The sequence below is a fragment of the Nocardiopsis sp. JB363 genome, from assembly GCF_900143625.1.
In the GTDB taxonomy this organism is placed as follows: Bacteria; Actinomycetota; Actinomycetes; order Streptosporangiales; family Streptosporangiaceae; genus Nocardiopsis.
This window is the reverse complement of record NZ_FRFF01000109.1, coordinates 1-11634: the sequence shown is the minus strand read 5'-3', so window position 1 is coordinate 11634 and position 11634 is coordinate 1. Positions and strand designations below refer to the sequence as shown.

Sequence of the window (11634 nt, the reverse complement as noted above, 5' to 3'; positions counted from 1 at the left end):
CCCCCCCCCCCTTTTTTTTTTAATGATACGGCGACCACCGAGATCTACACCTCTCTATTCGTCGGCAGCGTCTGTTGTGTATAAGAGACTGTCTGGGCGAGGAGTGCGCGTTCCCTGGGGGTGCGGCCCAGCGAGACCAGCGGCGGGAGTGATGCGGGGCCGGTTTCGTTCCTCTGGTGGGGGGTGTCGGTCAGTGTCGGTCGGGTGCCGGGACGGTGTGGGGTGTGGTTGAAGCGTCGGCCTCGGGGAGCTTCCAGGACCCGGCGCAGGTCCATGGGTATGGTCGCGTTGCTCATCGCCCACCCCCGCAGGCGCAGGTGGTGGAGGTGCCAGCCGTAGCGTTAGGGGTGGCGGGGGTGGGGTAGGCGAACTCGGCCCAGAGCACCGTGCCCGACACGGCCGGTGAGGTGGGGTCGGTCCAGCGCTGGGTGCCCCACTCGCTCGCCAGTTGGTGGATGAGCAGCAGGCCGCGCCCGGACTCGCTCTGTTCCCACTCTTCGATGGAGCTTCGCGCGGGCGGGCACAGGGGGCGTGCGTTCAGGGGCCCTTCGTCGATCACGGACAGGCGCAGGGTGGTCTCGCGGCCCATCACGATCGGGGTGGAGAGCATCCGCACCACCGTGCCACCAGGGCGCTGTGAGCGGGAGTGCGTGACGGAGTTGGCGAAGGCCTCGCTCCCGCACAGTTCGATGTCCTCGCGCAGGGAGCGGGGTACCCCGGCCAGGGCGTGCAGGTCAGAGCGCAGCTCCGACCGGAAGCGGGTGCAGGTGGAGCGGGTTCCGGGGTAATGACGGGCTTGCCAGCGCCGTCCCGGGTAGGCGGGCGTGGGGTTTTCAGGGACAATGGACATGTCGGCAACTCCTGGTTGAAGGGTTGGTTGTCGGCCCGGCCCCGGCGGGTGTGCTAGCACCTGCTGGGGCTTTTGTGTGCCTGGCCAGCTCCGACACATGGGTGAGAGCTCAAGAGGAGAACCCGCTGTCAGCAGAGACCCAACAGAGCGACCCACAGTGACGAAGCAGTGACGATTCCTTCAGTGTGAACCCAGACACAGGAAAAAGCAATGAGCTTTACAACATTGCTTAAGATTCTTTCTAGGCATGTCTGGGATGTTCCCGTGTGGCATGCTGGGCCCATGACCAGCAAGACACAGGAGCCCACTGTGGCTCGATGGGTGCTGGCTAGAGAGTTGCGCCGTCTCAGGGGTGACCGCTCGGCTGCCCAAGTCGCCAAAGCTCTTCGCTCCCAACCTTCGAGTCTTGGCCGCTGGGAATCTGGAGGCCCAGATGGTCAGGTTCCGGGGGTGGCTCGCCTCGAAAAGCTTCTAGAGGTCTACGAAGCAGACTCAGAAGAAGCCGAACGTCTCATGAGTCTTCGAGAAGCAGCGCGAACACCCGGCTGGTGGCAGGGTCATGATGTGGAAAAGCCCTATGGCACGTTCATCGGGCTGGAAGAGGCCGCCGCCGACGTCAGTGCGTACGAGGCACAACTCATCCCGGGGTTGCTGCAAACGCCGGACTACACGCACGCGGTAGTACGAGCTGGTCACGCTCCAATGCGTGCTCCGGTCGAAGACATCTCCGACCGCGTCGCTGTCCGGATGAAGAGACAAGAGGCATGGCTTTCACGACGCACCCCCCACGTGTGGGCGATCATCGGGGAAGCCGCCCCAAGGACTCTCGTAGGTGGCACCGACGTCATGCGCGACCAGCTAGAGCATCTGCTCAAGCTGGCTGAGCAGCAGGACGTACTCACCCTCCAGATCCTGCCGTACGCCGCAGGAGCACACGCAGCTATGGAACTCCCGGCGTTCACCATCCTCGAAGTGGCTGACGTCGGCTTGTCGAGTGTCTACCTAGAAGGTCCCACGATGGACATCTTCATGGACGACCCAAAAGACGTCACAACGTACCAACGTGTGTTCGAGCATCTACGAAAATCAGCGTTGAACAGCTCGGACTCCCGAGCTTTGATCACCGAGATACTGGAAGGTCTCCCTTCATGAGTTCCGTTGACCTGGAGTTCCGCAAGTCGTCCTACAGCGGCTCCTCGGGCAACTGCCTAGAGGTGGCTGACACCCCCGCCTTCTCCGCTGTCCGCGACACCCAAAACCGCGAGCTGGGCGCACTGACTTACGGCCCGGCCGAGTGGCGTGCCTTCCTCCGCACCACCAAGAGCGACCTGCGCTGATCGAAGGCGAGCCTCACAAGTCGCGGGTGGAACCTTTGGGCTCCACCCGCGACGAACAGGCCCGGGTCCGCACCGCTGCTTCACCACCACGCACGCGTGCTCCTGAACAAAGCGTGATGGTCGGAAAGGCCGGAGAACCGCCAGGCTCGATCAGGCACCGATGACCTTGCACGTAGCGCCGGTCTCGGCATCAGCAAGTTCATCTTCGCTATGACTTCCGTGTCAGAGGATTTGGCAGGACCCACCGCCGACATCTTGATGGGCGACCCACCGGACGTCACCATGTACCAACGGTCCTTCGAGCATCTATGCAAGGCTGCTCTGAACAGCGCAGATTCCCGGACGCTGATCAAAGAAATAGTAGAAGGACTTCCCACATGAGCACGAATCTGGAATTCCGCAAGTCCTCCTACAGTTCCGGAGCCCACAACTGTGTCGAGGTGGCGGACTGGCCAACCGGTGCCGCTGTCCGAGACACCCAGAACCGTGAGCTGGATGCGCTGATCTACAACCAGACCGAATGGAACGCCTTCCTCCGCACCACCAAGAGCGACCTGCGCTGACCGAAGACGAGCCTCGCAAGTCGCGGGTGGAACCCTTAGTAGAAGGACTTCCCACATGAGCATGAACCTGGAATTCCGCAAGTCCTCTTACAGTGCCAGCCAGACCGCTTGCGTCGAGGTGGCGGACTGGCCAACCGGTGCCGTTGTTCGCGACACCCAGAACCGTGAGCTGGGTGCGCTGATCTACAACCAGGCCGAGTGGAACGCCTTCCTCCACACCGCCAAGAGCAACCTGCGCTGACCGAAGACGAGCAGGGGCGCGGGTCGGGGTGAGTCCGTTGTCCACAGGCTGTGGAAACATGACGGCCGGGCCGGGATGGCCCGCGCGTGTTCTTTCGACCCCCGGGGGGAGTCCGCGAACCCGCCCGCCTAGTGCCATCCGAGACCACACGCCAACCTCCCAAAGACGGCGGAAAGCTACCGATGGTGGCATGTGTTCTGTTTGTCTGTTTCGCGGGTTGGGTGTTGCACGCACGTAACGTCTTGATAACCCGGGCGACCGTGTTCAAGCGGTGCGAGGGGGACTTCCGGGGGGTGGAGGCAGGCCGCCGACCTCTTCGAGGCGAAGCGATGGAACCACAGGTGGAGCAAGGGTTCCAAGACCCCCAAGGCCTCTTCGTGAGGCCCTCTTTCGCTCCCGCGAACCCCCGGTTCGGGGTGCCGCGTGCGACTCGGTACGGGGATCGGTGAAACGACCAGTGTGCCTGGTCGAACCTGCCGGAACCGGGTCCCTCTGTGCAACGGTGTGACACGTGGCACACATGTACACGGATCCCCCCGGTCCACGTCTTCGCGGACGGGACGCCGAACAGCGGACACTCACCGACGCCCTGGGCGACGCGAGGTCCGGACGAGGTGTGTCCATGCTGTTCACCGGCGGCCCCGGCCTCGGCAAGACCACCCTCCTCGAACACGCCCGCACCATCGCCGGTGATTTCACCGTCCTGCACGTGGCCGGTGTCGCCGACGAATCCGACATCCCCCTCGCCGGACTCCACCGGCTCCTCAGGCCCGTCGAGCCCGCGCTCGACCGACTCGGGGAGGACCGACGCGCCCTCCTCCGGGAGGCCGTCACCCGAGGGGGCGTCGCCGAGTCCGACCGGTTCGCCCTCTCCACCGCCCTCCTCGACCTGGTCTCCCTGGTCGCCGCCGAGCAACCCCTCCTCATCCGCGTCGATGACGCCGACCTGCTCGACACCCCCACACTCGACGCCCTCGCCTTCACCGCCAGACGGCTCACGGGCACCGCCGTCGCCCTCCTCTTCGCCGCCCAGGACGGGCGCGGCAAACCCACCGACACGCAGGTCGTCCCCGGCCCCACCGGCAACGGAGCCCGCGAACCCGTCGTCCACGGCGTCACCGAACACCCGCTCGCCCCGTTGAGCGACCGCGCCGTCCACGACCTCCTCACCGACCGGGCACCGGCGCACCTGGCCTCCTCGGTCCGCTCGGCTCTGGTGCGCGCCTGCCACGGCAACCCCGCCGCGCTGCTCGGGTTCCTCGGTGGACTGAGCACGGCCCAGATCCAGGGCGAGAAGGCGCTACCCGAACCACCACCCCTCCCGGCGCGGCTCCGTTCGGCGCTCCTCGCCCCGTACATCGCGCTGCCCGAGGGCACCCGGGACGTGCTGTTGCTCGCCGCCCTGTCCGCGGACCCCCGACTCCACCTGCTCCTGGCGGCCGGCGGGCCCGACGCGACCGTCTCCGTGCTGGAACCGGCGGAGGAACGCGGCCTGGTCGTCGTGGACGTCGACACCGTCACCTTCACGGACCCGCTGCTGCGCGACACCATCCCCCAGGGCACACCCATCGGCCGGCTTCGCGCCGCCCATCGCTCCCTGGCCTCCGTCACCGATCCCGAGTTCGCGCCGGTGGAGTTCGCCCGGCACACCGCGCAGGGGGCCGAGGCCCCCGACACCGACCTGGCCGACCGGGTCGCGGTCGCCGCGCGTGGTGCCAGGCGCTTGGAAGGCCCGCTGGCGGCCTCACTCACCAGCGAACGCGCCGCCGCACTCACCCCCGAGGCGGACGAACGCGCCTGCCGTCTGTCCAGCGCCTCCCACAAGGCCTACCTCGCCGGGGACACGGGCCGGGCATCCCGGCTGCTCGCCCAGGCCAGACCACTCGCCGTCTCGGACCGGCGTCGGGCCATCATCGACCTCATCGACGCCCAGCTGAAGATGCGCGACTCCAACGCCATCGACGCCGCCGAGCGTCTGTTCGAGATCGGCCGCGACCTGGCCCCGCACGACCGGAACCTGGCCCTGCGCGCGTTGGCCCGCGCCGCCGACAGCGCCTCCTACGCGGGCGACCCGGTACGACACGACCGCGCCGCCGCCCTGGCGATCCGTCTGGTGCGACCGGACGACCCCACCCCGATGCGGCTGACCGCGGCGTACCTGGAGGGATGCAGCATCTCCTTCCGGGGCGACTACACGGGCTCCACCCCGCTGCTGCGCGAAGCGGTCCGGCTCTCCTCGGAGGTGTCCACCCCCACGGAATTGGTGTGGGCAGGCATCTGCGGTCTGCGTCTGGGCGACGCGACCTTCGTCCGCAGCGTGACCTCGCGCGCGGCGGAGAACGCCCGATCCCGTGGCGAACACACCTTCGTCCCCTCGGCTCTGGCCTTCCTCGTCTTCTCCGAGTTCTGGAGCGGGCGCTTCCCGTCCGCCGCCGGGACCGCCCTGGAGGGGCTGAGGGCCTCCCGAGAATCGGGTCAGGCCATCTGGGCGACCCAGAACCTGGCGTCACTGGCGATGATCGCCGCCATCCAGGGCGACGTCGAAACCTGCCGAATTCGGGCGCGGGCGGTCGCCACCCAGGCGGGGGAGAACAGCCTCGGTCTCCCCGCCGCCCTGGCCTCCTGGGCGCTGGCGGTCCTGGAACTGTCCCGAGGCAACGCCGCCGACGCCTTCTTCCGGCTGCGCTCCCTGGTGCACGCCGGCCCCGGAAACGGACACCCCACCATGCGGTTGCTCACCGCCCCGCACTTCGTGGAGGCGGCGGTCCGCATGGGCGAGATGGAGTGGGCACGCGCCTCTCTGGCCGGATACCGGGGCTGGGCCGAGTCCGTGGACAGCACGAGCGCGTTGGCCCTGGCCGCGCGCGGAGACGGCCTCCTCTCCACGGGCGAGGAGGCGACCGACCACTTCGGGACCGCCTTGGCCCTGCACCGGGCCTGCGGTGACGACGACGTCGAACACGCGCGCACCCAGCTGCTGTTCGGCGCCCACCTGCGACGGGGCCGCCTACCCGGCCGGGCCCGCGAACACCTGTACAACGCCCTGGAGACCTTCGAACGTTTCGGGGCGCGGCTGTGGGTCCGACAGACCCGCGCCGAACTGCGCGCCATCGGTACCGCCGAACGCGGTCCCGAGACACCTCCCGCCGGTGAGCTGACCGCTCAACAACAGCAGATCGCACGGTTGGTCGCGGAAGGCGCCACCAACCGTGAGGTGGCCGCGCACATGTTCATCAGCCCGCGCACGGTGGAGCACCACCTGCGCGGCATCTTCCGCAAGCTCAACATCAGGTCCCGGGTGGATCTGGCCCGCCTCTTCAACTGAAGGGGAGGGACCCCGGTCCGGACGCGACGGGGCGGACGGATCACCGTAACGTGCCGACCGGTCGGTACGTCCGGCCCGTCACCAGAAAGGCAGTCATGAAAACGACAGCACCGGAACACCTCCTGAGAGCGGACGGGGTGACCGTGCGCTTCGGAGGCCTCACCGCGCTCGACGACGTCGGACTCCACGTCGCACCGGGCTCCGTCGTCGGACTCATCGGCCCCAACGGCGCGGGCAAGACCACCCTGTTCAACGTCCTGTCCGGGGTCCTGCGCCCCACCGCCGGGACCATCTCCTGGAAGGGGGAACCGCCGCCCGGACGCCGGACCCACCACCTGGCCAAGGCCGGCATCGCCCGCACCTTCCAGGGACTCAACCTCTTCCCGATGATGCCCGTGATCGCGAACGTCATGGTCGGGGCGGACCGGCTCGCGGGCGGTGGCCCGTTCTCCCTGATCAGCGGGCTCGGCCGACACCACAAGGACGAGAGGGAGATCCGCGAGCGGGCCTTCACGACCCTCGAACGGTTCGGTATCGCCGAGTACGCCACGCGGCTGCCCGGCACCCTCCCCTACGGCGTGCAGAAGCAGGTCGCCCTGGCCCGCGCCTGCGTGGGCGAGCCGGAACTCCTCCTCCTCGACGAACCCGCCAGCGGCCTGTCCGGGCAACAGATGAACGACCTGGGCGAACAGATCCGCGGCTTCAGCCAGGACATGGCGGTCGTCCTCGTCGAGCACCACATGGACCTGGTCATGGACGTGTGCGACCACATCTTCGTCCTCGACTTCGGCAAGGTCATCTCCGCCGGCACCCCCGCCGAGGTGCAGGCCGACCCCGCCGTCACCCGGGCCTACCTCGGAACCCCCGCCGACAAGACTCCCGGCGACGAGAACCCCATCGACGGCGGTTCCGTCGCCGACGAGCAGGGGCTCAACGGAACGCGACGGAACGGAGCCGCCCGATGAGCGCCGAACCCCTCCTGTCCATCCAAGGGCTGACCGCCCACTACGGTCCCGTCCGTGCCCTCGACGACGTCTCCCTGGACGTCCCGGCCCGGGGGCTCTGCGCGGTGCTCGGCGCCAACGGCGCGGGCAAGACCACCCTGCTGCGGACCCTCACCGGACTGCATCGCGCCACCTCCGGCCGGGTCCTGCTCGAAGGCGAGGACATCACCCGCCTACCCACCGAGAAGGTCATCACCCGCGGGCTGGCCCACGTGCCCGAGGGCGGTGGGGTCATCGTCGAACTCACCGTCGAGGAGAATCTGCGCCTGGGATCCTTGTGGCGCTCGGACCGGCGTGACCGCACGACGTTCGACCAGGTCCTGGAGCTCTTCCCACCCCTGGCGGAACGCCGGAACAAGTCCGCGAGCACGTTGTCCGGTGGCGAACGCCAGATGCTCGCCATCGGCCGCGCCCTCATGGCCCGCCCCAAGGTGTTGTTGCTCGACGAGCCCTCGCTCGGCCTCGCCCCGCTCATCACCGAGCGGATCTTCACCCTGCTGCGCGATCTGCGCGACCGCACCGGGCTCACCGTCGTCCTGGTCGAACAGAACGCCGCCGGCGCCCTGTCGATCACCGATCACGGGTTCGTGCTGAACCAGGGCCGCGTCGCCGCGGAGGGCCCCTCCGACGGCCTCCTCGCCGATGACCGCACGCGCCACGCCTACCTCGGTTTCTGAGGGAGACCCCCATGACCCACTTCATCAACCTGACCCTGAACGGGTTGGCCTCCGGGGCGGCGTACGCGGCCCTCGCGCTGTCCCTGGTCATCATCTACCAGGCCACCCGGCTGGTGAACTTCGCCCAACCCGCCCTGGCCCTGGTGGCGGTCTACGCCGCCTACACCATCACCCAGCTCACCGGCTCCTACTGGATCGGGTTCGCCGCCGCCCTCATCGTGGGACTGGTCGCGGGCGCCCTCGTCGAGCGCGTCATCATCCGGCCCATCGCCAAGACCTCACAGCTCAACGCCATCATCGTCACCCTCGGACTCCTTCTGGTGATCCAGGGCGGTGTCGGCATGATCTGGGGCAACGAACAGCACGGATTCAGCTACGCGTTCAGCTACGTGGGCCGCTTCTCGCCCGCGGACGGGTTCGCGCTGGCGGCCGTGGGCGCCGTCGCCCTCCTTCTCTTCCTGGTGTACCGGTTCACCCCGTTCGGCCTGCGCATGCGCGCCGCGGCCTTCCACCCGGAGGCCGCGCGACTCAGCGGGGTGAAGGTCGGCCTGATGCTCACCGCGGGTTGGGGCATCGCCTCCCTGATCGGCGCCCTCGCGGGCATGCTCGCCGGGCCCCCGTTCATCTCGCCCAACGTCTTCGACGTGGTGTTCGTCTTCGGGATCACCGCCGCCGTCGTCGGCGGCCTCGACAACCCCTTCGGCGCGGTCATCGGCGGTCTGCTCATCGGTCTCGGTATGTCGTACGTGTCCGGGTACCTCGGGCCCGAGCTGGCCACCCTGTCCGCCCTCGTCATCGTCGTCCTCGTCCTGAGCGTGCGCCCCGACGGCATCCTGTCCCGACCGACCGCGCGAAAGGTGTAGCCATGTCCCAGCCCACCGCACAGCGCGAGAAGCGCACCGCTCCCACCGAGGCCGCGGCCGTTCCCAGACCGTCCCGCTGGGCGGTACTGCCCCTCCCCGTCCGACACCTGGTGTTGGCCGCGCTCGGCCTGGCCGTCGTCACCGGGCTGCTGTTCGTCACCGGTGATCTCACCGCCCTGCGCATCGCCGCCATCGGGTACACCATGCTCGCCATCGCCGGGCTCCAACTCCTGGTCGGCGGTTCCGGGCAGGTGTCCCTCGGCCACGGCGCGTTCATGATGATCGGCGCCTACGCGATGGCCCTGCTGGTGCTGCACCAGCCGATGCTGCCGATCAGCGCCAACCTCGGCATCATCGTCGTGGTGTCGATCGTCGCCGGCCTCGCGGTCGGTGCGGCCACCGCACGCCTGCACGGGCCCTACCTGGCCGGCGCCACCCTCATCCTCGCGGTCGGACTGCCCGGGCTGGCCCACCGCTTCCACGACCTTCTCGGCGGCAGCAACGGGCTCAACATCCGCACCGCCGGCGTGCCGCCCTTCCTCCAAGGCCTCGTCAGCACCAGCGAATGGCGAGCACTGGTCGTGTGGACCACCGTCGTCATCGGTCTGGCGGTGCTCGCCACCATCTCCTCCGGTCGCCTCGGCCGGCGGATGCGTGCCATCCGCGACGACGAGACCGCCGCCGCCATGGCCGGTGTCCCCGTCGGTAAGACCAAGGTGGTCGCGTTCGTCATCGCCTCCACCGCGGGTGGTCTGGCCGGTGGTCTCCAGGCCTACGTCCTGGGCACCGTCACTCCCAGCAGCTTCACCCTCGTACTGTCCCTGACCCTGCTCGCCGCACTGGTGATGGGTGGTATCGGCAGCCTGTGGGGTGCTCTGTGGGCGGCCATCGCCATCGTCTACCTGCAGATCTGGGCGACCGACCTGGCCCGTGCCATGGACCTGAGCCGGGACGCCGAGAACAACCTGCCCATCGTGTTCTTCGGCGTCGTGCTCATCCTCGTCCTGCGCTTTTGGCCCCTGGGTGTCCACGGGGCCCTCCAGAGCCTCAGAGCCCGTCTCCGAGCCCGCAACTCCTAACCCCCTTTTCAAAGGAGAGAACCATGCGTACAAGCACCGGAACCCGAGCCCTTTTGGCTTCGGGACTGGCCCTGGTCCTGTTCGCCACGGCCTGCACGGGCGCGGGCGAGGTCGGCGACAGCGCCGAGGTCGACCTGGACGTGTCCCCGGGCGTCACCGACGACGCCGTCGTCATCGGCACCCACCAGCCCCTGACCGGACCGGCGTCGGCCGGGTACCTGGCGGTCTCCCAGGGGGCGGCGGCCGTGTTCGAGTTCGTCAACGCCCAGGGCGGAGTGAACGGCCGCGAGATCGACTACCGGATCGAGGACGACGTCTACGACCCGTCCCAGACGATCGACGTCACCCGTCAGCTGGTCATCGAGGACGAGATCTTCGCGATGGTCGGGGGCCTGGGTACCCCCACCCACAGCGGTGTCCTGGACTACCTGAACGAGGAGGGCGTGCCCGACATCTTCCCCTCCTCCGGTGCCCTGGCCTGGAACAACCCGGACGAGCACCCGCTCACCTACGGTTGGCAGACCGACTACACCAAGGAAGCGAAGATCCAGGGTGAGTACATCACCGAGAACTTCCCCGGTGAGGACGTCGGCTACCTGTACCAGAACGACGACGTCGGTGAGGACTCCCAGGCCGGGCTCGACCAGTACCTCAGTGACAACGTCGTCGCCCGTGAGCACTACGAGTCCGAGGTCAGCGACTTGAGCTCGCAGATCGCCGAAATGGAGAGCTCCGGCGCCGAGGTCGTCGTGTGCTCCTGCATCCCGGCGTTCGTCGCCCTGGGCATGTTGGAGGCCGCGCGGATCGGCTACGAACCCCAGTGGGTGGTCTCCAGCATCGGTGGCGACACCACGACCCTCCAGGGTCTGCTCGCGACGTTCACCGAGGGCAGCGACGCCGAGGACGTCCCGGCCGACGCGTTCCTGTCGGACATGCTGATCACCACCTACATGCCCCGGGTGGAGGACGAGAGCGACGAGTGGGGACAGTTCTTCCTCTCGATCTACGACGAGTACGGCGAGGGTGACACCGTCACCAACACGCACGTCTTCGGGATGACCCAGGCCGTGATGTTCGCCCAGGTCCTCAAGTCCGCCGGCGAGGACCTCACCCGTCAGTCCCTGATCGACGCCTTGGAGAGCCAGGAGTGGCAGGGGCCCGGTCCGGTGCCCTTCTCCTCCTCCGAGGGTGACCACGGTGGCCACCAGGGTGTGTACGTGGTCCAGTACCAGGAGGGTGGTGCCATCGAGGTGGTCCAGGAACCGCGTGTCACCGACCGCGAGGGTGGTGCCATCGAGGAGGTCGACTTCGAGCCCCTGATGCCGGACACCCTGCCCTTCCACGACTAGTACCGACGGTCCCGAACCCACGGTTCGCGACCCGATGGCCGCACACGCTGGACAGCGTGTGCGGCCATCGCCGTTTCCGGACCCCGCCCTGCCTTCCGACCTCGGACCTCTGACTTCTGGTGCCCGGGAGAGTTGTCCACAGCCCGTGCTCCCCTCGGTGGCCCCACACCGCGGATCGTGATCCCATCGAACTCGGGGGGACCTGAGTCTCCGCCGACGTCGTGCTGCCCGGAAACGACCCGTGGCCTGTCCCGGCCTCGACCCCGGGATCACCACAAGGTGTGGAGAATCTGGCCAGGGGCGCACCCCGTGTCGTTCTCCCCGCCCCCTGACACCGATCCCCGGC

Annotated in this window: 11 protein-coding genes; 10 read left to right on the top strand and 1 reads right to left on the bottom strand. The window is 68.1% G+C overall.

Going from position 1 to position 11634, the window contains the following annotated elements:
* Nucleotides 1-292: 292 nt before the first annotated feature.
* Nucleotides 293-850, bottom strand: coding sequence for an ATP-binding protein (locus BQ8420_RS16860; RefSeq protein WP_087100089.1), 558 nt, complete (start codon nucleotides 848-850; stop codon nucleotides 293-295).
* Nucleotides 851-1132: 282 nt separating this feature from the next.
* On the opposite strand from BQ8420_RS16860, the gene BQ8420_RS16855 reads away from it, so the two are divergent.
* The 10 genes from BQ8420_RS16855 to BQ8420_RS16810 all read left to right on the top strand — a co-directional run bounded on the left by BQ8420_RS16855 (nucleotide 1133) and on the right by BQ8420_RS16810 (nucleotide 11288).
* Nucleotides 1133-2002 carry a helix-turn-helix transcriptional regulator gene (locus tag BQ8420_RS16855; protein ID WP_160049339.1) on the top strand — a complete coding sequence of 290 codons (870 nt, stop codon included), beginning with the start codon at nucleotides 1133-1135 and terminating at the stop codon, nucleotides 2000-2002.
* Nucleotides 1999-2187, top strand: coding sequence for a DUF397 domain-containing protein (locus BQ8420_RS16850; RefSeq protein WP_087100087.1), 189 nt, complete (start codon nucleotides 1999-2001; stop codon nucleotides 2185-2187). The genes BQ8420_RS16855 and BQ8420_RS16850 overlap by 4 nt, the downstream gene beginning before the upstream one ends.
* 377 nt (nucleotides 2188-2564) lie before the next feature.
* On the top strand, nucleotides 2565-2750 hold the full coding sequence (locus tag BQ8420_RS16845; RefSeq protein WP_087100086.1) for a DUF397 domain-containing protein: 186 nt from the start codon (nucleotides 2565-2567) through the stop codon (nucleotides 2748-2750).
* Nucleotides 2751-2805: 55 nt separating this feature from the next.
* The gene (locus BQ8420_RS16840) at nucleotides 2806-2991 is read left to right on the top strand and encodes a DUF397 domain-containing protein (protein ID WP_087100085.1); all 186 of its coding nucleotides are present in this window, start codon (nucleotides 2806-2808) and stop codon (nucleotides 2989-2991) included.
* 520 nt (nucleotides 2992-3511) lie between these two features.
* Nucleotides 3512-6316, top strand: coding sequence for a LuxR C-terminal-related transcriptional regulator (locus BQ8420_RS16835; protein ID WP_087100084.1), 2805 nt, complete (start codon nucleotides 3512-3514; stop codon nucleotides 6314-6316).
* Nucleotides 6317-6411: 95 nt separating this feature from the next.
* Entirely contained in the window at nucleotides 6412-7281 is an 870-nt protein-coding gene (locus BQ8420_RS16830; protein WP_087100083.1) for an ABC transporter ATP-binding protein, read from the top strand.
* Complete coding sequence (locus tag BQ8420_RS16825; protein ID WP_087100082.1) at nucleotides 7278-7997, top strand: ABC transporter ATP-binding protein; 720 nt, start codon at nucleotides 7278-7280, stop codon at nucleotides 7995-7997. The genes BQ8420_RS16830 and BQ8420_RS16825 overlap by 4 nt, the downstream gene beginning before the upstream one ends.
* Before the next feature lie 11 nt (nucleotides 7998-8008).
* The gene (locus BQ8420_RS16820) at nucleotides 8009-8860 is read left to right on the top strand and encodes a branched-chain amino acid ABC transporter permease (protein ID WP_087100081.1); all 852 of its coding nucleotides are present in this window, start codon (nucleotides 8009-8011) and stop codon (nucleotides 8858-8860) included.
* A 2-nt stretch (nucleotides 8861-8862) separates the two neighbouring features.
* Nucleotides 8863-9939 carry a branched-chain amino acid ABC transporter permease gene (locus BQ8420_RS16815; protein WP_087100080.1) on the top strand — a complete coding sequence of 359 codons (1077 nt, stop codon included), beginning with the start codon at nucleotides 8863-8865 and terminating at the stop codon, nucleotides 9937-9939.
* Between the two features lie 23 nt (nucleotides 9940-9962).
* Nucleotides 9963-11288 carry an ABC transporter substrate-binding protein gene (locus tag BQ8420_RS16810; RefSeq protein ID WP_087100079.1) on the top strand — a complete coding sequence of 442 codons (1326 nt, stop codon included), beginning with the start codon at nucleotides 9963-9965 and terminating at the stop codon, nucleotides 11286-11288.
* Nucleotides 11289-11634 lie beyond the last annotated feature (346 nt).

Coding starts and splice junctions, on each gene's coding strand:
- BQ8420_RS16810 (WP_087100079.1), top strand. CDS start 9,963: ATGCGTACAAGCACCGGAACCCGAGCCCTTTTGGCTTCGGGACTGGCC.
- BQ8420_RS16845 (WP_087100086.1), top strand. CDS start 2,565: ATGAGCACGAATCTGGAATTCCGCAAGTCCTCCTACAGTTCCGGAGCC.
- BQ8420_RS16830 (WP_087100083.1), top strand. CDS start 6,412: ATGAAAACGACAGCACCGGAACACCTCCTGAGAGCGGACGGGGTGACC.
- BQ8420_RS16825 (WP_087100082.1), top strand. CDS start 7,278: ATGAGCGCCGAACCCCTCCTGTCCATCCAAGGGCTGACCGCCCACTAC.
- BQ8420_RS16850 (WP_087100087.1), top strand. CDS start 1,999: ATGAGTTCCGTTGACCTGGAGTTCCGCAAGTCGTCCTACAGCGGCTCC.
- BQ8420_RS16820 (WP_087100081.1), top strand. CDS start 8,009: ATGACCCACTTCATCAACCTGACCCTGAACGGGTTGGCCTCCGGGGCG.
- BQ8420_RS16840 (WP_087100085.1), top strand. CDS start 2,806: ATGAGCATGAACCTGGAATTCCGCAAGTCCTCTTACAGTGCCAGCCAG.
- BQ8420_RS16815 (WP_087100080.1), top strand. CDS start 8,863: ATGTCCCAGCCCACCGCACAGCGCGAGAAGCGCACCGCTCCCACCGAG.
- BQ8420_RS16835 (WP_087100084.1), top strand. CDS start 3,512: ATGTACACGGATCCCCCCGGTCCACGTCTTCGCGGACGGGACGCCGAA.
- BQ8420_RS16860 (WP_087100089.1), bottom strand. CDS start 850: ATGTCCATTGTCCCTGAAAACCCCACGCCCGCCTACCCGGGACGGCGC.
- BQ8420_RS16855 (WP_160049339.1), top strand. CDS start 1,133: ATGACCAGCAAGACACAGGAGCCCACTGTGGCTCGATGGGTGCTGGCT.